This window comes from Pseudomonas koreensis (assembly GCF_012986595.1).
GTDB lineage: Bacteria > Pseudomonadota > Gammaproteobacteria > Pseudomonadales > Pseudomonadaceae > Aquipseudomonas > Aquipseudomonas koreensis.
Genome location: NZ_JAAQYM010000007.1, coordinates 96,945 through 118,532 on the forward strand (window position 1 = coordinate 96,945; position 21,588 = coordinate 118,532).

Genomic DNA, 21,588 nt, shown 5'->3' on the forward strand with positions numbered 1-21,588 from the left:
TTTGCCCGGGGCTTTCGCTAGCCTCGGCAAAACCTGCAACTACAAGCATAAACAGGCACAACCATGCACGATCATTCGGTCACCGAACTGCCGTCCCTGCGCCGGCAGAAAATCCTTCTGATTCTCGAACGCGACGGCAAGGTCATGGCCTCCGAGTTGAGCCAGCACTTTGCCGTGTCCGAAGACACCATCCGCCGGGATCTGGCCGAACTGGACCACGCCGGGCTGGTGCAACGGGTGCACGGCGGCGCACTGCCAAGGCCCAAGGACAGCGGCAAGGATTACTTTACCCGACTGGAAGAGACTGACGAGGTTAAGGTGCGGCTGGCGCAACGGGCGGCGCAAGAGGTCGAGGACGGGCAGATCGTGCTGTTCGATTCCGGCTCGACCACGTTGCAGGTGGCGCGCTCGTTGCGCGCGGATATCCAGATCACGGCGGTGACCGCCGCGCCGATGACGGCCATCGCCTTGTCCGAGTACAAGGGGGTGAAGGTGATTCTGGCCGGTGGGCAATTGAATCCGCGCACCATGTCTGCCGGCGGGCATGAGGCGGTGCGATTGCTGGCCGGGATCAAGGCGGATCTGGCGTTTACCGGCGTCTGTGCGATTCACCCAGAGGTGGGCATCACCTCGCTGCACTTCGATGAAGTGCCGGTGAAACAGGCGCTGCTCGACAGCGCGGCGCGGGTAATTGCGGTGACCACGGCGGACAAGCTGGGGGCGGTGGAGCCTTTTGTGGTGGCTGCGTGTACGCGCCTGCACACGCTGATTACTGAGCGGCATGTGGCGTCGGGCAGTGTCGAGGATTATCGGCGGTTGGGGATTTTGGTCGAGCAGTTGGCGGATTGAGATTTTGTGGTGGCGCTGATGGCCTCATCGCGAGCAGGCTCACTCCTACAGGGGATCGCATTCCAAAATGTAGGAGTGAGCCTGCTCGCGATATGGCCAGTGCAATCACCGCAACTTTTCGAGCATTTGGTAGTACCACATCCCCGCCGCCAACAACGGGTTACCGAGCAAATCCCCCATCGGCACGCGGATGTGCTGGCACTGCGCAAAGGTGTCGAACTGTTCCATCTGCCCGGTGATCGCCCGGCTCATGATTTCGCCCATGATGTGCGTGGTGGCGATGCCGTGTCCCGAGTAGCCCTGGCAATACCAGACGTTGTCCGAGAGCTTGCCCAGTTGCGGGATGCGGTTGATCACGATGCCCATCGCGCAGCTCCACTGATAATCGATCTGCACCCCTTTGAGCGCCGGGAACGTCTGCTCGATACACGGGCGCAGTTCGGCGGCGATGTCCCGTGAGTCCTTGCCGCTGTAGTTGGCGCCGCCGCCGAACAGCAGGCGTCCGTCAGCCGTGAGGCGGTAGTAGTCGAGGACGAAACGGCAGTCGTACACCGCCAGATCTTCGGGGTTGATCTGCCGTGCCAGATCACCGAGTGGCGCGGTGGTGACGATGCCGCCCATGGCCGGGAAAATCTTGCCCTTGAGCTGGGCCGGTTCGAGCTTGTGATAGACGTCGCCAGCGAGCATCACCTGATTGGCATCGATCTGACCGTGGGCAGTGCGCACGCCAGGCGTATCGCCGTGAATGATCTCCAGCACTTCGCTGTTTTCGAAGATCAGCGCACCGAGACTCTCTGCCGCCCGCGCCTCGCCGATGCACAGATTGAGCGGGTGCAGGTGCATGTTGCGGGTGTTCTTGATAGCGCCGTGGTAGAGCTCGCTTTGCAGCAAGTCGCGCACCTGGCTGCGGTCGAGCAGGCTGACTTCATCACCCAGGCCACGGCGCACGGCTTCTTCGTAATCCTGACGCAAACCCTCCATGTGGCTCGGCTTGTAGGCCGCGTGCAGATGGCCGTGCTTGAGGTCGCACTGAATGGCATATTTCTCGACCCGCTGTCGGATGATCTCGTGCCCGCGCCAGCGCAGGTGCCAGATGAAATCGTCGACCTCATCACCCAGCTTCGGGCGCATCTGTTTGCGCATCGCGCCGTCGCCGGAGAGGCTGCCGGTGACTTGCCCGCCATTGCGCCCGGTGGCGCCCCAGCCGATTTTATTGCTCTCGACGATGGCGACTTTCAGGCCTTTTTCGGCGAGCTCGACGGCGGTGGCGACGCCGGTGAAGCCGCCGCCGATGATCACCACATCGACTTGATGCCGGCCTTGCAAGGTCGGGTAGTCGGTGTCCTGGTTGAGGGTGGCGGTGTAGTAGGAATTGCAGCGTTGGGTCATGTCAGTGTCCACACAAAATTCAAATCGGTACGCGGTCCCCTGTAGGAGTGAGCCTGCTCGCGAAAACGGTGTGTCAGTCACCCAAATGTTGAATGTGACGACGCCTTCGCGAGCAGGCTCGCTCCCACAGGGGAGATGTGAATATTCAGGCTTCGGTCAAATACCAACGCCAATCCTGCTCACCCACCTCGGCCATGAACTGCCGGTACTCGGCGCGTTTCACCGCCAGGTACACCCCGAGAAATTCCTGGCCCAGAGCATCCCGTGCCCACGCGGAATTCTCCAGCGCTTGCAGCGAAGTCAGCCAATCGGTCGGCAGCAATTGCTTGGCTTGCGCATAGCCGTTGCCCTCGACCGGCGCGCCCGGATCAAGATGTTCGCGAATGCCGCGATGGATCCCGGCGAGGATCGCAGCTGCCGCCAGATACGGGTTGGCGTCGGCGCCGCAGATGCGGTGTTCGATGTGCCGGGTGTTGGCCGGGCCGCCGGGCACGCGCAGGCTGACAGTGCGGTTGTCGACGCCCCAGGTCGGCGCCAGCGGTGCGTAGCTGTTGGCCTGGAACCGGCGGTAGGAGTTGGCGTTGGGGCAGAACAGCAGCAGCGTATCGAGCAGCGAGGCGAGCATCCCGCCAATCGCCGTGCGCAGCAGCGGCGTGCCGGCGGGATCTTCGGAGGCGAACAGATTGCGCCCCCCGCCGTCGGCAAGACTGACGTGCATGTGCATGCCGGTGCCGGCCAGATCATCGAACGGTTTGGCCATGAACGTCGCATGCATGCCGTGCTTGTGCGCCACGGCTTTGACCAGGCGTTTGTAGCGCACCGCCTGATCCATCGCCTGCAGGGCATCGCCGTGTTCGAGGGTGATTTCCACCTGGCCCGGCGCGTATTCGGAGATCGCCGTGCGCGCCGGAATACCGTGCAGTTTGCAGGCGCTGTAGAGGTCGGCGAGGAACGGTTCGATCTGCTCCAGCTCGCGCAAGCCGTAGACCTGCGTGTGTCGCGGTCGCCCGCCATCGGCGTCCAGCGCCGGTTGCGGACGGCCGTTGTGGTCGCGTTTGGCGTCGAGCAGATAAAACTCCAGCTCGCACGCCATCACCGGGTGATAACCTTCGGCCTTGAGGCTGTCGATGACCTTGATCAGCAGGTGACGCGGGTCGGCAATGCTTGCCGGCATGCCCTCGGTCGGGTGCATGCTGACCTGCACCGCTGCAGTCGGAATCTGCCGCCACGGCAGGCGCACCAGACTGCCTTCGAGCGGGTAGGCGCGGCAGTCGATGTCGCCGACGTCCCACACCAGTCCGGAGTTTTCCACGTCTTCGCCCTGCACGGTCAGGCCGAGGATGGTGCTGGGCAGCGGGCGACCGCTTTCGTACACGGCGAGCAGTTCTTCACGGTGCAGCAGCTTGCCGCGCGGCACGCCGTTGGCGTCGAGGATGAACAGCTCGATCATGTCGATATCAGGGTTCTGTTCAAGGAACAGGCGTGCGTCTTCGATGGCTGCGAATTTCATGGTCAATCACTCACGATGGCGCCGCACAGGCGCGCAGAGTCGGGCCGGACGCATAGAGGGCGTCCCGGCAGGGATTTCAAATGCAGATCAGTCAGAGGTGACACATAACCTGTGGCGAGGGAGCTTGCTCCCGCTGAGGCGCGAAGCGTCTCTCGCTGTTTGATTCAAGGGCAGGGGACCGCTGCGCAGTCCATCGGGGATGAATCCCCTCGCCACAAATGGATCTTTTCTGACTGACAGAAATCAGCAGGCGATATCCGGCGGGCGTGCGGAGTGACGCAGCTTGGAACGGCGCAGGGCCATGGGGAGATTGACGATGCGATTCATGCGCGGCCCCTGTGACAGAGGGCGCACACAGCGGAGACGTTCAACCTTTCTGATTGTTGTGGTGACGTACTCATAACGCGTGTTTCCGTTGGCGGAAAACGTCGATGGCGGGGCAGGCCCGCCGACCGGTGTGCCCGGATAGTAAGGGGCAATCTGCGGGCGTGTAAACCGCTGATTGCGCCCCTGTACCGTTGGCCGACGTTCAGCGCAGCAGGTGGAAGCCCAGCCCGGCAAGGGCGCAAACGATCAACACTTCAATCACGCCGCGTTTGAAAAGGAACAGCGCCAACGCCGCCAGCAACGCCAGCCCGATCGAAAACAGATCCGGCTGCCCGGCAAAACCGCTCGGCCAGAACACGTGATACGCGAAGAAACACGCCAGGTTGAGAATCACCCCGACCACTGCCGCAGTGATCGCGGTCAACGGTGCGGTGAACTTCAGTTCATTGTGCGTTGATTCCACCAGCGGCCCGCCGGCGAGAATGAACAGAAACGAGGGCAGGAAGGTGAACCAGGTCACCAGTGTCGCCGCCAGTGCACCGGCGGCGAACGCATGTTCCGCGCCAAATGCCGGTTGCACGTAACCGCCGATGAAACCGACAAACGCCACCACCATGATCAGCGGCCCGGGTGTGGTTTCACCGAGGGCGAGGCCGTCGATCATCTGCGTCGGCGTCAGCCAGCCGTAATGCCCGACCGCGCCCTGATAGACATACGGCAACACCGCGTAAGCGCCGCCAAACGTCAGCAGCGCGGCCTTGGTGAAGAACCAGCCCATTTGCGTGAAGGTGCCGTCCCAGCCGAACAGCGCAGTCAGCAGCGCCATCGGCAAACACCACAGCGCCGCGCCAACCAACAGCAAGCGCCACAGCTTCGGCAGGCTGAATCGCGCATGTTCAGGCGTCGGCGTGTCGTCATCGATCAGCGCCGGGCCGAAGGATTTGGCACTGCCGCGCTGCCCGCCATTGTTGAAGCGCTGCGGTGCCAGACGCCCACCGAGATAACCGATCAGCGCCGCCCCGAGCACGATCAGCGGGAACGGCAGGTTGAAGGCAAAGATCGCCACGAATGACGCCCCGGCGATACCCCACAGCCAACTGTTTTTCAGCGCCCGCGAGCCGATGCGATGGGCCGCGTGCAACACAATCGCGGTCACCGCCGGTTTGATCCCGTAGAAGACGCCGGCCACCACTGGCACGTCGCCGAGCGCGATATACAGCCACGACAGCGCAATCAGGATGAACAGCGACGGCAGCACGAACAGCGCCCCGGCGATCACCCCACCCCAGGTGCGATGCAACAGCCAGCCAATGTAGGTCGCCAGTTGCTGGGCCTCGGGGCCGGGCAGCAACATGCAGTAATTGAGCGCATGCAGGAATCGCCGCTCGGAGATCCAGCGCCGGCGCTCGACCAGTTCCTGATGCATGATCGCGATCTGCCCGGCCGGGCCGCCAAAGCCGATGCAGCCGAGCTTGAGCCAGAAGCGCCAAGCCTGGCGCAGGGTCACGGGGGCGGGTTTGGGCAAGTCTTCGGGTGGGGTGCTCAAGCGCGGCTCCTGAGGGGATGCTGTCGGAGGCGCTATCTAAGCAGTTTTTTGTTCAAGAGTGGTGTCAGGCTTGGCCTTCCCCGAACAACGTGCGCGCCTCGGCAAAGCACTTCTCGGCAATCGCCGAGCGCGGCTCGGTCTTGCGCATCACCAGCCCCAGCGGCGCCAGCACGCTGGCATCCGGCAACTGCATGAACGACAGGTGCTCGATCGGCTCTTCCAGCCCACTGTCCAGCGGCATGATCGAGCAGCAGAAGCCCTGGTGAATCGCCTGCAACAGCTGATAGGTCGAATCGCTTTCCAGGATCGGCTGCGGATTGAGCCCGCGACTACGGAAGCTCAGGTCGATGGATTTGCGGTAGTGCATGCCGGTGGTGATCATCCCCAGCGGCAGTTCGGCGGCGTCTTCCCAGCTCATTTCCGAGCCTTCGAACTGGAAGTGACGGTTGTCGTAAAGCAGGCCGACGCTGGTCTCGCCGATCTTGAAAAACTCGAAATAGTTCGGGTTGACGTGGTCCAGATAGCACACGCCCAGGTCCAGCTGATTGTTGCCCAAGGCGTCGATGATCTCATCGGAACTCAGCGACGACAGGCTGAATTTCAGCTCGGGATACGTCTCCGACAAACCCTGAATGTAATTGATCGGGTTGAAGTTGCTCAGCGGCACCAGCCCCAGGCGCAGGTTACCGACCAGTTGCCCACGGCAGGCCGCCGCTTCGGCGAACAGGCCATCATGGGCAGCCAGCAGCGTGCGCGCCCAGGCCAGCACCCGTTCGCCGGCCTGAGTGAATCCTTCGAAGCGCTGGCCGCGATTGACCAGTACCAGATCCAGCTCATCTTCCAGGTTGCGCAGGCGCATCGACAGGGTCGGCTGAGTGATGTGGCAGCGGGCGGCGGCCTGGCCGAAATGTCGGGTTTCGTCCAGTGCGATCAAGAACTTGAGTTGTTTGATGTCCACGATGGCACCTGCTCGTTGAGAAATCGGATTGAGTATCGACGCAGCGGCGCGCAGTGCACGAAAACGCGAGGTGCGACGATCTCACCTGACGGTATGTGCGTCTGGATCGGAAGCATTGAATAGCCGGTCGATACGCTCTGGCGCCCATGGTTTCAAAGGCGTTGGCTGAGGTCAACGGCGCCGATAGAGCAGATCGATTATGGGGTGGGTCAGAATGATCAGACTGTACTCGCGGGGGGCGCGAGATCAGCTCAGCACATAATCCACCGGCAGCAGCATCGGTGGCAGGTCGGTTACGCCCAGTTCGCTGAGGATGTCGCGCTCGACGGTGCGCACCAGCGAATCGGTCGCCAGGTCGTTTTCGTCGCGGCCGAACGGGTCTTCCAGTTCATCGGCAATCGCATCCAGACCAAAGAACGTGTAGCTGACAATCGCCGTGAACAGCGGTGTCAGCCAGCCCAGCGGTTCAGCCATGGCGAACGGCAGCAGGATGCAGAACAGGTAGATCGTGCGGTGCAGCAGCAGGGTGTAGGGGAAAGGCAGCGGAGTGTTTTTGATCCGTTCGCACACCGCTTGTGCCTGGGTCAGGCTGGTCAAGTGATTGGCCAGCAGCATGTAACGCCACTCGCTCAGTTCGCCGCTCTGCTGCAGGTCGGAGCACTGCTGGCCGACCTGCTGCAGAATCCGTCCGCTGTAATCCGGCACCTGCGCATCGTGTTGCGGCGTGATCCAGGCACTGCTGGCGGCCGCTTCGCTTTCCCGGCGCAACCGCGCATTCAGCGCATGGGCAAACCCGCAGAGATTGAGCAGCAACGGCTTGCGTTGCACCGATTCACGGATGACTTGGGTTTCGCGGATCACCGAACGAATGTGCACCAGCACATCCCCCCAGGCCTTGCGCGCTTCGTACCAGCGGTCGTAGCAGGCGTTGTTGCGAAAACTCATGAAGATCGACAGCGACAAACCGAGCAAGGTGAACGGTGTGGCATTGACCTTGGTGAAGTTGCTCGGGTGGAGGATTTCCATCAGGACGATGGCCGAGGCCAGCAGCGTGACCATCAGGGTGCGCAGGGCGATGCGTTTGGCGATCGAACCCTTCAGCGTGAAGAGGATGGCGAACTGGTTGACCTTGGGTCTGATGATCATGCTGGGCGATCCCGGTTACACAAGGTGAGGGCGGGCTCAGCCGCCGGTCATGTTCATGAAGCGCACGACCTGAACGTCGTCGTTCACTTCGAAGTTGTGCCGATACGGCTTGAGTGTCATCGCTTCGATAATGGCCTTCTCCAGTCGCTCTGGTTGCCCCGGATGAGCGCGCAACACGGCTTTGAGATCCACCGAATGCTCGTTACCCAGACACAGTAGCAAACGCCCTTCGACGGTCAGTCGAACGCGGTTGCAAGTGCCGCAGAAATTGTGGCTGTGCGGCGAGATAAAGCCCAGGCGAATGTCCGGCGCTTCGGCCACGCGCCAGTAGCGCGACGGGCCTTGGGTCGACTCGGCGGAGTCGATCAGGGTGTAGCGCTCGGCGATTTTCTCGCGCACCTGGGCGCTGGAGAAAAACGACTCTGCGCGGCTGTGGTCGCTGATGATCCCCAATGGCATTTCTTCGATGAAGGAGATGTCGAGCTGACGGTCGATGGCGAAGCTCACCAGATCGTTGATCTCCTGATCGTTGCGCCCCTGCATCACCACCACGTTGAGTTTGGTGCGGGTGAAACCGGCCTTGTGCGCGGCATCGATGCCGTTGATCACCTGCGCCAGATCACCAGTGCGGGTCATTTGCCTGAAGCGCTCGGGGTCGAGGCTGTCGAGGCTGATATTCAGGCGTTTGACCCCAGCGTCGAACAGCGGCGCCGCGAGTTTGCCCAACTGCGAGCCATTGGTGGTCATGCACAGCTCACGCAAGCCGGGCAGGGTGGCGATCTGCTCGCACAGCTTGACCACGCCCGGACGGATCAGCGGCTCGCCGCCGGTCAGGCGAATCTTGCGGGTGCCCAGCGCCACGAAGCGCTGCGCCAGTTGATAGATCTCTTCCAGCGTCAGCACCTGTTGGCGCGGCAGAAACTGCATGTCCTCGGCCATGCAATACACGCAGCGGAAGTCGCAGCGGTCGGTGACCGACATGCGCAGATAGTCGACGCGGCGGTTGTAACCATCGATCAAGACATGCTCTGACATGACAGTCTCGCGGGATTGAAAAACCGCATTGAACGGCAGTAGCGGCGCAGGTTATTGGCGACTTTCGCAAGCGTCCAATCACTAATAATGAACAGCCGATAGATGCGCTCGATGATGGCAGTATTTACTGCGCCCCAAACATCGCCGTCCAGTAAATCCCGGCGCTGCTCTTCGGATCGGTCGCGTAGGCGGCGCCGAGTTCCTTGTATTGCGGGTTCATCAGGTTGGCGCAGTGGCCGGGGCTGGCGAGCCAGCCGTCGACGACCTTGCGCACGGTGTCTTGCCCGGCAGCGATGTTTTCGCCGACCAGTTGCCCGCTGTAGCCGGCCAGTTCCGCGCGGTCACCGGGGGTGCGGCCGTCGCGGTCCTTGTGGTCGAAATAGTTGTTGTTGGCCATGTCCCGGCTGTGATCCTGGGAGATGCTGCCCAGGCTGGCGTTCCAGGCCAACGGTGCAGCGGCGGCAAAGGCTTGGCCGCCGCATTGGCGCGGCTGGGCGCGGGCGGCGTTGAGTTGTTCGAGCAACTTCTGGCCTTCGCTCTGCGCATCGCCCAGCTTCGCCGACAGCAGCGGGCGCGCCAGCACGATGCGCCAGTCGCGATCGGCGCGGCTGACGCCGACATCGACGAACTGCGGGTCCAGCACCACCTGACAGAAACTTTCCTGAATCGCTTGCATCGCCGACGCCGCATCGCGCGGACCGTTGAGGGTGATCGCCTGCACGTTGACCATCGGGTAGCTGGCGCTGGCCATCGCCTGTTGCAGATCGACCGCACCGGCGGCCGGCAGTCTCAGCCGTGGGTCGGCCGACAGCGGTGGCAACTCGTTGGACGCCTGGCTGCCACAGCGCTGCGGTTGGCTGCGGTAGGCGTTGATCGACTCGATCAGTTGCGACTCGTCGGCAGCCATGGCCGAGGCGGCCACGGCCAGCCCCACGGACAGCGCGGCAAAACGCAAAACGGATGGCATGAAACGCATGGAAATCTCCCTTGAGCGGAATGCGCTCATGATGCGCGAAATGGCCCGGGGGAATGCAATGTCTTTTTCTTCATCGAGCCGGTTTTTCTGCGGAACATTGCGCGAGTATTTGCCGTCTACACTCTCCGAAGGCCCCGGGAACCGGGCGTCTCCCCCACGAAACACCTTGCCCGGAACGGGCGTTGCCGGAAGAACAGACATGGGATTGAAATGGTTGGCTGGCTGTTTCGCATTAACCCTGATGGCCGGTGTGGTGATGGCCACCGATCAGGCCCCGATCAAGGCCAAGGCCGAAGAGAAAGCCCAGGTGCTGGAAGAAAAAGCCGCCGACAACGTCAGCGCGGCGCCGGCACCCAAATCCGAAGCGATCACCCCCACTGAAGTGCAGGCGGTCGACCCCGCCGGCACTGCGCCGCTGGACGATCCGATCACCTGCCTTGCGCGCAGTATCTATTGGGAAGCCAAGGGCCGCGATATGTCGGAAATGCAAGCCGTGGCCAGCGTGGTGATGAACCGCCTCGGCCACGACGGCTTCCCCGGTACCGTGTGCGAAGTGGTCAAGCAAGGTTCGCAAACCAAGAGCTGCCAGTTTTCCTGGTGGTGCGATGGCAAGGCGGATCAGGTCAAGGAGGACGCCGAATACACCTTGGCCAAGGATATCGCCGGCAAGGCACTCAATCGCCAGTTGCCGGATCGCACCCGTGGCGCGCTGTATTTTCATGACCGCAACGTGCACCCGAGCTGGGCCAGGGAATACCGCAAGACCGCCAGGGTCGGCAAATTCCTGTTCTACAAACCCGCCGGCGGCGATGCGCGCTAGACGCAGACTTCGCGTACACAGTTGCGCAACCAGCGGTGCGCCGGGTCGGCGTCCATGCGCGGGTGCCAGAGCATCGACACGCTGATCGGCGGCATCTTGAAGGGCAGGGAGAAGCTGTGCAGGCCGGTGCGCAGCTTGTTGGTGTGGCGCTGCGGAACGGTGGCGATCAGGTCCGATTCGCGGACCAGCGTCAGCGCCGCAGAAAAGCCGCCGAAGGAGGTGACGATATCCCGCGTCAGCCCCAGGGCGAGCAATGCTTCGTCCACCGGACCGCTGCTGCGCCCACGGCGTGAGATGAGAATGTGCTGGCCGCCGGCAAAGCGTTTGCTGCTGATCTTGCCCGAGCTCAACGGATGCCCCTCGCGGACCACGCCGATCCAGTGATCCTGAAACAGGATGCGGCTGTGCAGCGCCGGGTCGGTGCTGTCGTCGACCACGCCGGTCTCCAGGTCCACCCGACCTTCCCGCAGCAGCGTGCTGTCCTTGTCGGCTTTTTGCACAAAGCGCAGGCGCACGCCGGGTGCCTCTTCAGCGATGCGCGCCAGCAAAGCGGCTGCGAAGGTTTCAACAAAGCCATCGGTGTTACGCAAGGTGAAGGTGCGTTGCAACTGGCCGGGGTCGAGAATCTCGGCGGGACGCAGCGCCGCCTCGGCTTCCTGCACCAGGCCACTGACACGCTCGCGCAATTCCAGCGCCCGCGGCGTCGGCACCAGGCCACGACCGGCGCGTACCAGCAACGGATCGCCAGTGGTTTCGCGCAGTCGGGCGAGGGCGCGGCTCATGGCCGACGGGCTCAGCCGCAGACATTGCGCGGCGCGGGCGACGCTGCCTTCACGCAACAACACGTCGAGGGTGATCAACAGGTTCAGATCCGGTGCACTCATGACATGGCGTTCCATGCAGGTATCAAGTGCAAAGCATGCGTCTTGCGCCTCGCGTTGTCGAGACTCAGGCTATGCCGTCTGACCTTTGCACCAGGAGCGCCCGATGCCCGGATCCCCCTTGACCCCCCAAGCCCGCTGGGCGCTGACCAGCCTGGCGCTGTCGATGTTGATGCCGTCGCTGGACACCAGCATCGCCAACGCCGGGTTGCCGACGTTGGCCACGGCGTTTGAAGCGACGTTTCAACAGGTGCAATGGATCGTGCTGGCGTACCTGCTGGCGGTCACCACGTTGATTGTCAGTGTCGGGCGTCTGGGCGACGGGGTCGGGCGGCGGCGACTGCTGCTGATCGGGATCGGCATTTTCACCAGCGCTTCGCTGTGCTGTGCACTGGCCCCGGGGCTGGGCTGGTTGATCGGCGCCCGGGCGGTGCAAGGGCTCGGCGCGGCGATCATGTTCGCCTTGACCGTGGCATTGGTGGCGGATGCGGTGCCCAAGGCGCGGGCGGGCAGCGCGATGGGGTTGCTGGCAACCATGTCGGCCACCGGCACCAGCCTCGGGCCGTCGCTGGGTGGTCTGCTGATCGCGCATGTTGGCTGGCCGTCGATCTTTGTCCTCAACGTGCCGTTGGGCCTGCTCAATGCGTGGCTGGTTTATCGTTATTTGCCGGCTGATCGCCCGGTGAAATCAGCTGCCGCGTTTGATTATTTCGGCACCGTGGTGCTGGTGTTGACGCTGGCGGCCTATGCGCTGGCGATGACGCTTGATGGATTCACCCTGCTGTTGCTGCTGCTCAGCCTGTGCGGGGCCGGGGTATTTGTCGCGGTCGAGATGAAAGCCCGGGCGCCGCTGATTCGCTTGTCCTTGTTCGCCGATGCGCGACTGAGCAGCAGCCTGGCGCTGACGTTGCTGGTGACGACGGTGATGATGACCACGCTGGTGGTCGGGCCGTTTTACCTGAGCCGGGGCTTGGGACTGGGCAGCACCGTGGTCGGTCTGGCGTTGTCGGTCGGGCCGCTGCTGGCGGCGTGCGGCGGGGTGCCGGCGGGGCGTCTGGTGGATCGCTTTGGCGCACAGCGCGTGGTGCCCGGCGCGTTGCTCGGGTTGGCCGGTGGTTGCAGTTTGTTGGCGTTGTTGCCGATGAGTCTCGGTCTGCCGGCGTATCTGCTGCCGATGGCGGTCATTGCCAGCAGTTACGCGTTGTTCCAGGCAGCGAACAATACCGGGTTGATGGCGACGGTCAGTCAGGATCAGCGCGGCGTGGTCTCGGCCTTGCTCGGGCTGTCGCGCAATCTGGGCTTGATCACCGGCGCGGCGGTGATGGGGGCGGTGTTTGCCTTCGCCACAGGAAACCCGACGCAAGCCCCGGCCGAGGTCATCGGCAGCGGCTTGCACAGCACGTTCAGTGTGGCGGCGGCGCTGATGGTCGTGGCCCTGATCGTCAGCTGGCGTGGGTACTCAAGATACTCGCCACCTGCTGCGGCTGGCAGTTGAGGTACGGCGAGGACTTCAGCCAGCGCTGGTCCGGGTACCAGGAAAACATGAACTGGCCGTCCTTGAGTTTGTCGATCACCTGCTTTGCCACTTGCGGGCGTACCGCCGGGCAACCCTGGCTGCGCCCGATGCGCCCCTGACGTTTGCTCCACAGCGGATTCACGTAATCGGCGGCGTGGATCACGATCGCCCGGTCGCGGGCCAGGTCATTGAAGCCCGGCTCCAGACCGTCCATGCGCAGTGAATAACCGTGAGTGCCCTCGTAGCTTTCCTGGGTGCGGAACAGGCCGAGGCTGGACTGGTAGCTGCCTTCGCGGTTGGAAAACTGGGTGGCGAAGTTTTCCCCGGAATTGGAGCCGTGGGCGACCAGATCACGCAGCACCAGTTTCTTTCTGCTCAAGTCGAAGATCCACAGCCGGCGGGCAGTGGAGGGCTGCGAATAATCGATGATCGCCAGGTGCCGGGACGGTTTCGCGCCGTTGTTGACCGCGCATTGCATGGCGTTCAAGGCACCTTTCAGCGCTTGGGGATTGAGTTCCGGCGCGGCGTGGGCGAGGCTGGTTAAAAGAACCGGCGATGGTTTGCCGGCGGCGAAAGCGGGGCTGCCCACTACGACGAGGGTCGCGGTGGTCAGCAGAAGTCGGCGCAAAAACGTCAACATGTATAAAGAGTCCTCACTTGCTACTTATTTGGCACTTTGGCTCCTGACTCCCAGTCATACCCACAGACCCCTGATTCGGGCCTGACTGTTCAGCGCACCTGATGTAATGTTGACCGTCATCGAGACGGCCACGGATTGGAGTAAAGCAGTTGTTCAAAAAGTACGCATGCTACTTGAGCATTTGTTTGCTCGCTGCGCCGTTTGTCGCTTGTGCCGATGAGCCGCTGCCGCCATTGCAGACCCTGCCGACGACGCCGGCACCAGTGCCGGTCGAACCGCAAAGCCCGCTGCAAGCGGTATTGATCGGATTGCCCCAGGCGTGCCCGGCGATTGCCGCGCACCTGAGTGCTCCGGCGCTGGCGCAGTTGCAGGCGTTCTACCAGCAGCAGGACTGGCTGCCGGTGTGGGCCAGCGAGTCGGGCCGTTTGCCGGCCTTGCGCGGGCAATTGCAGCTGTTGGCCGATGATGGACTCAATCCCAAGCGCTACCCGGTGGCGGTCAATCCGCCGCAGGACGGCGAACTGTGCGCCGATATCGACATCACTCGCTATTACCTGCAAGCCCTGCAGGACCTGCATTACGGGCGCCTGTTGCAGTCGCATTTCGAGCCGCTGTGGCATGCCGACGACACCCCGCGCGATCGCCAGGCCGAATTGCTCGCCATCGCCGTGCCCGGTCTGCACGACATCAAGGCCGCGTTCGATCTGGCGCGGCCGCGTCTGGCGCAGTACCAGAGCCTGCGTCATCTCTACGCCAGCCAACGGCAACAAGCCTTGCCGCACTGGCAGTCGGTCGGCAACGGTCCGTTGCTGCGCCCGGCCATGGAAGACAAGCGCGTGCCGGAACTGGCCCAGCGCCTGTACAACGAAGGCTATCTGACGCACGCCATCGGCACCCCCGGCAATGCCTATGAAGGCGTGCTGGTGGAGGCGGTGAAAAGCTTCCAGGCCAACCATTCGCTACAGGCCGACGGCGTGGTCGGGCCGGGAACGATTGCCGAGCTCAACATCAGTCCTTTGACGCGCCGCGAACAATTGCGTGTCAACCTCGAACGCTTCCGCTGGATGGCTCAGGACCTGGAACCCGACGGCTTGCTGGTCAACGTCGCTGCTGCCGAGCTGACCCTGTATCAGGGCGGCAGGGCGGTCTGGCAGACCCGCACCCAGGTCGGTCGCGCCGAACGGCAGACCCCGCTGCTCAAATCCCGGGTTACGCGACTGACCCTGAACCCGACCTGGACGGTGCCGCCGACCATCTGGAAAGAAGACAAGCTGCCGGCGATCCGCAAGGACCAGACCTTCCTCAGCCGCCAGAACCTGCAAGTGCTCGACGCCCACGGCCAGCCGTTGGCCGCAGCGGACATCGATTGGGACAACCCCGGCAATATCATGCTGCGCCAGGACGCCGGACCGCGTAACCCGCTGGGGCAGATCGTCATCCGCTTCCCCAACCCGTTCGCCGTGTACCTGCATGACACACCGAGCAAAGCCCTGTTCGACAAAGGCCCGCGCGCCTTCAGCTCCGGCTGTGTGCGGGTCGAGCACCCGATGCAACTGCGTGACCTGCTGCTGACGTCGGCGGAACGCGCCCGCACCGACACCTTGCTCGCCACCGGCAGCACCCACGAATTCCGTCTGTCGGCACCGGTGCCGATCCTGATGACCTACTGGACAGCGCAGGTGGGCAGTGACGGGCAGGTGCGCTATGCGCCGGACATCTACAGCCGTGACAGCGCGCTGCTGGCGGGGCTGGACGGGGCGCACTGATCTACCCCTGTAGGAGCTGCCGAAGGTTGCGATCTTTTGATATTGTTCCTCAAAAGCAAGGTCAAAAGATCGCAGCCTTCGGCAGCTCTTACAAAGGTTCTGTGTGATTCCGCAAGCGTGTGCAGCGTCTAGCCCCAGTGTCCCCGCAATCCCATGGGGCGAGACTTCGGAACCCGGCATGCAAGCGCTGTTGAACGAGATTCTTGACGCAGTCCGGCCCCTGATCGGGCAGGGCAAAGTGGCTGACTACATTCCCGCCCTCGGCACCGTGCCGGCCAATCAACTGGGGATCGCGGTGTATGGCAACGACGGCGAAATGTATTGCGCCGGCGACGCCGAGACGCCGTTCTCGGTGCAGAGTATTTCCAAGGTGTTCAGCCTGGTGCAGGCCATCGAGCATTCCGGCGAGGCGATCTGGGAGCGCCTGGGCCACGAGCCGTCCGGCCAGCCGTTCAACTCGCTGGTGCAGCTGGAGTTCGAACGCGGGCGTCCGCGCAACCCGTTCATCAATGCCGGGGCGCTGGTGATCTGCGACATCAACCAATCGCGCTTCGCCGCGCCGGCCTTGTCGATGCGTGACTTCGTGCGGCGGCTGTCGGGCAATCCGCAGGTGATCGTCGACGGCAAGGTCGCCGAGTCCGAATACCAGCATCGCGCCCGCAACGCGGCGATGGCGTACCTGATGCAATCGTTCGGCAACTTCCACAACGACGTCGAAGCGGTGCTGCGCAGCTACTTCAGCCACTGCGCGTTGCGCATGAACTGCATCGACCTGGCGCGGGCGTTCTGCTTCCTCGCCAACGATGGCTTCTGCAAGCACAGCGGCGAACAGATCCTCACCCGTCGTCAGACCCAGCAGGTCAACTCGATCATGGCCACCAGCGGGCTGTACGACGAGGCCGGCAACTTCGCCTATCGCGTCGGCCTGCCGGGCAAGAGCGGGGTCGGCGGCGGCATCGTCGCGGTGGTGCCGGGGCAGTTCAGCGTGTGCGTGTGGTCGCCGGAACTCAATGCCGCCGGCAACTCGCTGGCGGGGATGGCGGCGCTGGAGATGCTCAGTTCGCGGATTGGCTGGTCGGTGTTCTGACCCTAACTTCCAGACACTGCAAAAACCTGTGGGAGCGAGCCTGCTCGCGAAAGCATTGTGCCTGTCGATGCATCTCTCACTGACCCTCCGCATTCGCGAGCAGGCTCGCTCCCACAAGGGGTTTGTGTTGCCTGGGGGATGAGTGTTCCTATACATTTTCCGGCCGCCCCTCATATGGTGAATCCGCTTCATGTCTCTCGCGCTCGAACGTCTAGTCGCTGGCACGCCGATCCCTTTCGCTGGTAACCGCGTGACCGTGGTCAGCCCTGAACTGGCCGCGCGCTTTCAGCCCGGTGACCACCTGCTGGTGGAGCAGGTGAGTGGCGAGCTGTTGCTGATTCCGGTGGTCGATCAACAGGCCGCTGCCATTGCCATCGAGCGTGCGGCGAGCGCGTTTACCGCGCTGTCGGCGGTGCCTGACGAGGCCATCAGCCGCTTCTTCGATCTGTTCGCCCAACGTCTGGAAGCCGCGGATTGCTGGGCCTTGATCGAAGCGGCGAATCTGGCCGACATCGAACGCGCCAAGGCCCGTGGCCGCTCCACCACCCGATTGCTCGCCGACGAGCGCATGCGCCGCGACATGATCGCCGGCCTGCGCGCCTGGCGGGATGCGCCGGCCACGCGCGGCAAGGTCATCAGCAGCGTCGAGCATGACGGCTGGAAGGTCGAGCAAGTGGTGTCGCCGCTGGGCATCGTCGCCTTCGTGTTTGAAGGGCGGCCGAATGTCTTCGCCGACGCCGCCGGGGTCTTGCGCACCGGCAACACCGCGGTGCTGCGCATTGGCAGCGACGCGTTGGGCACGGCGCAAGCGATCGTCACTCACGCCTTGAACCCGGCGCTGGCCGATGCCGGTCTGCCGCCGGGCGCGGTGTCGCTGGTGGAAAGCGTCAATCACGCCGCCGGTTGGGCGATGTTCGCCGACCGGCGTTTGTCGCTGGCCGTGGCCCGAGGTTCGGGCCGTGCGGTCAGCCAGTTGGGCAGCATCGCCCAGCAGGCCGGCACGGCGGTCAGCCTGCACGGCACCGGTGGCGCGTGGCTGATCGCTGATCGTGACGCCGACGCCACGCGCTTCGCCGCCGTGGTGCGCAACTCGCTGGATCGCAAAGTCTGCAACACACTGAACGTGTGCCTGATTCAACGTGATCGCGCTGCCGAACTGGTGCCGCTGTTCCTCGACGCCTTGCAGCAGGCCGGCACCGCACGCGGGCAGGGCTGCAAATTGCACATTGTCGAAGGCAGCCAAAGTTGCCTGCCGGCTGAGTGGCTGAACGCGACGGTCGAGGTCTACCGCGCCGAGGGTTATCAAACCGAAGCCCTTGCCGAAGCGCTGGCGCAATCCGAACTGGGCCGCGAGTGGGAATGGGAAGAAACCCCGGAAGTCAGCCTGATGATCGTCGAAGACCTGGATCAGGCGATTGCGTTGTTCAACCGCTACAGCCCGCAGTTCACGGTGTCGCTGATCAGCGAGGATGCTGTTGCACAAGAGCGGTTTTACAACGCGGTGAACGCGCCGTTTGTGGGTAACGGGATTACCCGTTGGGTGGACGGTCAGTACGCGCTGAACAAGCCGGAGCTGGGGCTTTCGAACTGGGAGAGCGGGCGCTTGTTTGCGCGCAGTGCAATTTTGTCGGGGGACGGGGTGTTCACGGTTCGTAGCCGCATGACCCAGATCGATCTCAGCGTAAAACGCTGATGTGAACACCAGACCTGTGGCGAGGGAGCTTGCTCCCGCTGGTCTGCGCAGCGGACCTGAAAAGGCGAGGGCCGCTGCGCGCCCCAGCGGGAGCAAGCTCCCTCGCCACAGGGATGCAGTGTTTTCCTTCAAGCTGCTGCGCTGGTGTTTGCCTGCACCGCGCAAGTCGCCGGCTGCTCAGCCAGCGGTACAAAGGTGCGACGATCCGCCGCCAGCGCATCGATCGACCCCGTCTCGATGTCATACACCCAGCCGTGCAGGTTCAGCAGGCCTTTCTCCTGGGCCAGGCGCACGCTCGGGTGGGTCTGAATGTTCGCCAGTTGCGCGATCACATTTTCCCGCACCATCGAACTCAACCTGGCCGCGTCATTGGCATGCGCTCGCGCCTCGTTCACCACTTTCGCCGACTCGGCATGTTGCAGCCAGCCGCTGACCGCAGGCAGGTGGTCCATGCATTTGCACTGGGCAATCGCGGTCATCGCGCCGCAATCGGAGTGGCCGCAGATCACGATGTCAGTCACCCCCAGCACCGCCACCGCGTATTCCACCGTCGCCGACACCCCGCCCGGATGCGGACTGTAGGACGGCACGATATTGCCCGCGTTGCGGATCACAAACAGTTCGCCGGGTTCTTGCTGGGTCAGCAGCTCCGGTACCACGCGGCTGTCGGAACAGGTGATGAACAAGGTCCCGGGCTGCTGGGTCGTCGCCAGGTGTTTGAACAGTTCGGTGCGTTGCGGGAAGGCTTCGTTCTGGAACTTCAGGAAACCGTCGATCAGGCTTTTCATGGTGTAGTCCTCTTAGTTCGAGCAACCGTTGCCGAATTCGCTGTATTGCAGAATGTGTTTGCCACCGTTGCTGTCCAGATACGTCATCTCCACCGGCACCACGCCGCAGACGTCGGCAACCGGGGTAATGCTCACGACTTTGGCGATGTCCAGCTGCATGCCGTAGCGGTAGGCGACGGCGCCTTCATCGGCGTGGGCCTGAGCGGACAGGCCGGCCAGCAGGGCAAGGGCCAGCAGAATTTTTTGCATGGGGCAGCCTCCAGACGTATTGGGAACGGGTTGCAATGAAAGTGTGGGGTGGCCCGCCCCTCAAGGCGGGCCGGGATGGATCAGAACGGACGCAGCGGCAGGAACTTGCCGTCGAGGGTGACCACGGCGCGGGAACCGCCTTCCGGGTCTTCGACTTTCTTGATGTCGAGCTTGAAGTTGATCGCGCTGATAATGCCGTCGCCGAACTGCTCGTGCACCAGGGCTTTGAGGGTGGTGCCGTAGATCTGGATCATCTCGTGGAAGCGGTAGATGGTCGGGTCGGTCGGCACGCCGCTGAGGCTGCCGCGCAGCGGGATGATCTGCAGGGCGGCAACGGCGTCGGCGTCCAGTTCAAGTTTGTCGCCGACCACTTGCGCGGCGTCTTGCGGCAGCGGGTGCTGGCCGAGCAGGGCAGCGGTGACGTAGGCCAGGCTCAGGCCGGTGTTGTCGGCCAGGTCCTGCCAGGACAGACCTTTGCGTGCCTTGATGTCGAGAATGCGGGTGGTCAGAGCCAGGCTGGCATCGTTGTAGGCGTGGGACTGTTGCATGGTGTCACTCCTTTCAAGGTGGGCTTGCTGTGTTGGAGCAATCTTCTGCCGATTGATCCATAGCGTCCAAGACCGATATACAATGCTTTGCATAAGCCCTGCCTATAGATGGTGAATCACATGCTGTTGCGACATTTGCGTTATCTGCTGGCCGTGGCCGACCACGGCGGGTTCACCCGGGCGGCGGAGGCGTTGCACGTGTCGCAGCCGACCCTGTCGCAACAGATTCGCCAATTGGAGGACACCTTGGGCGTGGCGCTTTTCGACCGCACCTCGCGCACGGTCAAAGCCACTGATGCCGGCGAGGCCTACATCGAATGCGCGCGGCGTGTGCTGGTGGAGCTGGAGGCGGGCAAGCGGGCGTTGCATGACGTGAAGGATCTGTCGCGCGGCACCTTGCGCCTGGCCATGACCCCGACGTTCATGGCCTATCTGGTCGGGCCGTTGGTGCGTGATTACGCGGCGCGGTTTCCCGGGATTCACCTGCAGATTTTCGAGCTGTCGATGGACGACATCGAAGCGGGACTGGCGGACGACTCGCTGGACATCGCAATTGCCTTTACCCCGGTGCGCCACCCGGACATCGAGTGCATCCCGGCGTTTACCGAAACCCTGGGGGTCATGGTCGGGCGCGAGCATCCGCTGTACGACAGCACCGCGGTGCTGACGTCGAGTGATCTCGCGCAACTGGATTTCGCCTTGCTGGCACCGGATTTCATCACGCGGTTATCGATCGATGAGTATTTTCGTCAGCAGGGGATTACGCCGCAGGTGCGGATCGAGGTGAACTCGGTGAGTACGCTATTGGAAGTGGTGCGTCATTCGCCGATGGCGACGATGTTGCCCGAGGCCATTGCGACCGAGGACCGGGCACTACGCAGGCTGCGGATCGAGAACGAAGCGCCGCAGCGTGGGGCGGCGTTGTTGCGGCGCAGGAATAATTATCACAGTGCGGCGGCAGTGGCATTCATGAATCTCGTCCTGCAACGCCAATGATATCTCTCTGTAGGAGCTGCCGAAGGCTGCGATCTTTTGATCTTGTTTTTAAGATCAAGATCAAAAGATCGCAGCCTTCGGCAGCTCCTACGGTGAGTTTTTAGGGGGGAACAATAAAAAGGGCCTGCTTCTTTTTGGAAGCAGGCCCTTTTTATTATTGAAGTTGTAACTCAGTAGAACCGGTCAATCACCCGAACTTCATTCTTGTTCTGCATCGAATCCCACGCCTGTTTCAGCGTCTGCAGGACATTGCCGATGAAGTCTCTGTCGGCCGCGGCTTTCTTGCCGACATAACCGTGGCCGCGGCGGTACATCTTCAGGCGGGCCAGCAGGTTCTGGTTGTTGCGGTCGAATTCTTCTTCACCCGCGTGGGGCGACAGGCAGTCGATATGCACCTGACCCGACTTGCTGATCCAGAGAATGTGGCTGTCGTGGCTGTCTTTTTGCGCAGCGAACATACGAGCCAGTTCTTCGATAGTAGGTTGATTGTTCAGATTCATAATGTTTGCCCCTTGACCAGTTTGGTGATCTTTCAAAGTTGATTCGCTAATACAGGTAGCCCATCGGTTAGTTGATCCCTGGCACCGAAACCAGGACGTCAGCGGTCGCCCGTGAGAAGTACGGGGTCATGCGTCTGTTGCATGTAGTCGTGTTGAATAACTGCTACGCAATAGCGTCACAACGAGGAGAAGCAGCGAAAACCGGGAGGCTCCATGACGACGTTTTCAAGGTCGACCACAAGCGTCTTGAGAATTTTCGCCAGCGCTTCTCGTCCTTGTACTGGACGTTCAGGCCAGGTCAGCTTCTTCAATCTGCCTTGTGGGCAGCGTGTATCCGGAAAAAACAACTCGGCGGTCAGACGAGTTTG

Annotated in this window: 20 protein-coding genes; 7 read left to right on the top strand and 13 right to left on the bottom strand. The window is 62.6% G+C overall.

Annotation, left to right across the window (positions count from 1 at the left end; all coding sequences use genetic code 11):
• Positions 1–63 precede the first annotated feature (63 nt).
• Positions 64–849 (top strand): DeoR/GlpR family DNA-binding transcription regulator, encoded by a 786-nt coding sequence (locus HBN98_RS21500; protein ID WP_083368733.1) that lies wholly within the window; start codon positions 64–66, stop codon positions 847–849.
• Between the two features lie 105 nt (positions 850–954).
• On the opposite strand, the gene HBN98_RS21505 is transcribed toward HBN98_RS21500, so the two are convergent.
• The 7 genes from HBN98_RS21505 to HBN98_RS21535 form a co-directional block, all read right to left on the bottom strand.
• Complete coding sequence (locus HBN98_RS21505) at positions 955–2,238, bottom strand: NAD(P)/FAD-dependent oxidoreductase (protein WP_083368734.1); 1,284 nt, start codon at positions 2,236–2,238, stop codon at positions 955–957.
• Between the two features lie 145 nt (positions 2,239–2,383).
• Positions 2,384–3,748 (bottom strand): glutamine synthetase family protein, encoded by a 1,365-nt coding sequence (locus HBN98_RS21510; protein WP_083368735.1) that lies wholly within the window; start codon positions 3,746–3,748, stop codon positions 2,384–2,386.
• 529 nt (positions 3,749–4,277) lie between these two features.
• On the bottom strand, positions 4,278–5,621 hold the full coding sequence (gene chrA / locus HBN98_RS21515) for a chromate efflux transporter (RefSeq protein ID WP_083368736.1): 1,344 nt from the start codon (positions 5,619–5,621) through the stop codon (positions 4,278–4,280).
• 64 nt (positions 5,622–5,685) lie between these two features.
• Positions 5,686–6,579: a LysR family transcriptional regulator gene (locus HBN98_RS21520; RefSeq protein ID WP_083368737.1), complete on the bottom strand. Its 894-nt coding sequence runs from the start codon at positions 6,577–6,579 to the stop codon at positions 5,686–5,688.
• A gap of 246 nt (positions 6,580–6,825) precedes the next feature.
• Positions 6,826–7,725, bottom strand: coding sequence for a bestrophin family protein (locus tag HBN98_RS21525; RefSeq protein WP_083368738.1), 900 nt, complete (start codon positions 7,723–7,725; stop codon positions 6,826–6,828).
• 36 nt (positions 7,726–7,761) lie between these two features.
• Positions 7,762–8,760 (bottom strand): GTP 3',8-cyclase MoaA, encoded by a 999-nt coding sequence (gene moaA, locus HBN98_RS21530; RefSeq protein WP_083368739.1) that lies wholly within the window; start codon positions 8,758–8,760, stop codon positions 7,762–7,764.
• Between the two features lie 124 nt (positions 8,761–8,884).
• Positions 8,885–9,736, bottom strand: coding sequence for a CAP domain-containing protein (locus HBN98_RS21535; RefSeq protein WP_064588026.1), 852 nt, complete (start codon positions 9,734–9,736; stop codon positions 8,885–8,887).
• Positions 9,737–9,935: 199 nt separating this feature from the next.
• Between HBN98_RS21535 and HBN98_RS21540 the strand changes: the two genes are divergently transcribed.
• Positions 9,936–10,556, top strand: coding sequence for a cell wall hydrolase (locus HBN98_RS21540; protein ID WP_083368740.1), 621 nt, complete (start codon positions 9,936–9,938; stop codon positions 10,554–10,556).
• On the opposite strand, the gene HBN98_RS21545 is transcribed toward HBN98_RS21540, so the two are convergent.
• Entirely contained in the window at positions 10,553–11,440 is an 888-nt protein-coding gene (locus tag HBN98_RS21545; protein ID WP_083368741.1) for a LysR family transcriptional regulator, read from the bottom strand. The two genes, HBN98_RS21540 and HBN98_RS21545, sit on opposite strands and share 4 nt — an antisense overlap.
• Positions 11,441–11,543: 103 nt before the next feature.
• On the opposite strand from HBN98_RS21545, the gene HBN98_RS21550 reads away from it, so the two are divergent.
• The gene (locus HBN98_RS21550) at positions 11,544–12,932 is read left to right on the top strand and encodes an MFS transporter (protein WP_083368742.1); all 1,389 of its coding nucleotides are present in this window, start codon (positions 11,544–11,546) and stop codon (positions 12,930–12,932) included.
• Here the strand turns inward: HBN98_RS21550 and HBN98_RS21555 are convergent.
• Positions 12,880–13,593, bottom strand: a complete 714-nt coding sequence (locus HBN98_RS21555) for a murein L,D-transpeptidase catalytic domain family protein (RefSeq protein WP_083368743.1) — start codon at positions 13,591–13,593, stop codon at positions 12,880–12,882. The two genes, HBN98_RS21550 and HBN98_RS21555, sit on opposite strands and share 53 nt — an antisense overlap.
• A 149-nt stretch (positions 13,594–13,742) precedes the next feature.
• Between HBN98_RS21555 and HBN98_RS21560 the strand changes: the two genes are divergently transcribed.
• From HBN98_RS21560 to HBN98_RS21570, 3 genes are all read left to right on the top strand, one after another.
• Entirely contained in the window at positions 13,743–15,359 is a 1,617-nt protein-coding gene (locus tag HBN98_RS21560; protein ID WP_083368744.1) for a L,D-transpeptidase family protein, read from the top strand.
• Between the two features lie 178 nt (positions 15,360–15,537).
• Positions 15,538–16,446, top strand: a complete 909-nt coding sequence (gene glsB, locus HBN98_RS21565) for a glutaminase B (RefSeq protein ID WP_027611723.1) — start codon at positions 15,538–15,540, stop codon at positions 16,444–16,446.
• A 190-nt stretch (positions 16,447–16,636) separates the two neighbouring features.
• Entirely contained in the window at positions 16,637–18,139 is a 1,503-nt protein-coding gene (locus tag HBN98_RS21570; protein ID WP_083368745.1) for an aldehyde dehydrogenase family protein, read from the top strand.
• A 128-nt stretch (positions 18,140–18,267) separates the two neighbouring features.
• On the opposite strand, the gene HBN98_RS21575 is transcribed toward HBN98_RS21570, so the two are convergent.
• From HBN98_RS21575 to cynS, 3 genes are all read right to left on the bottom strand, one after another.
• Positions 18,268–18,927 carry a carbonic anhydrase gene (locus HBN98_RS21575; RefSeq protein ID WP_083368746.1) on the bottom strand — a complete coding sequence of 220 codons (660 nt, stop codon included), beginning with the start codon at positions 18,925–18,927 and terminating at the stop codon, positions 18,268–18,270.
• A gap of 12 nt (positions 18,928–18,939) precedes the next feature.
• Positions 18,940–19,176, bottom strand: a complete 237-nt coding sequence (locus HBN98_RS21580; RefSeq protein ID WP_083368747.1) for a DUF2790 domain-containing protein — start codon at positions 19,174–19,176, stop codon at positions 18,940–18,942.
• 80 nt (positions 19,177–19,256) lie between these two features.
• Complete coding sequence (gene cynS / locus HBN98_RS21585; protein ID WP_064588016.1) at positions 19,257–19,724, bottom strand: cyanase; 468 nt, start codon at positions 19,722–19,724, stop codon at positions 19,257–19,259.
• Between the two features lie 120 nt (positions 19,725–19,844).
• Between cynS and cynR the strand changes: the two genes are divergently transcribed.
• A complete protein-coding gene (gene cynR / locus HBN98_RS21590; RefSeq protein WP_083368748.1) occupies positions 19,845–20,720 on the top strand; it encodes a transcriptional regulator CynR in 876 nt (291 codons plus the stop codon).
• 170 nt (positions 20,721–20,890) lie between these two features.
• On the opposite strand, the gene HBN98_RS21595 is transcribed toward cynR, so the two are convergent.
• Positions 20,891–21,220 (bottom strand): hypothetical protein, encoded by a 330-nt coding sequence (locus tag HBN98_RS21595; RefSeq protein WP_064588014.1) that lies wholly within the window; start codon positions 21,218–21,220, stop codon positions 20,891–20,893.
• Between the last annotated feature and the right edge of the window lie 368 nt (positions 21,221–21,588).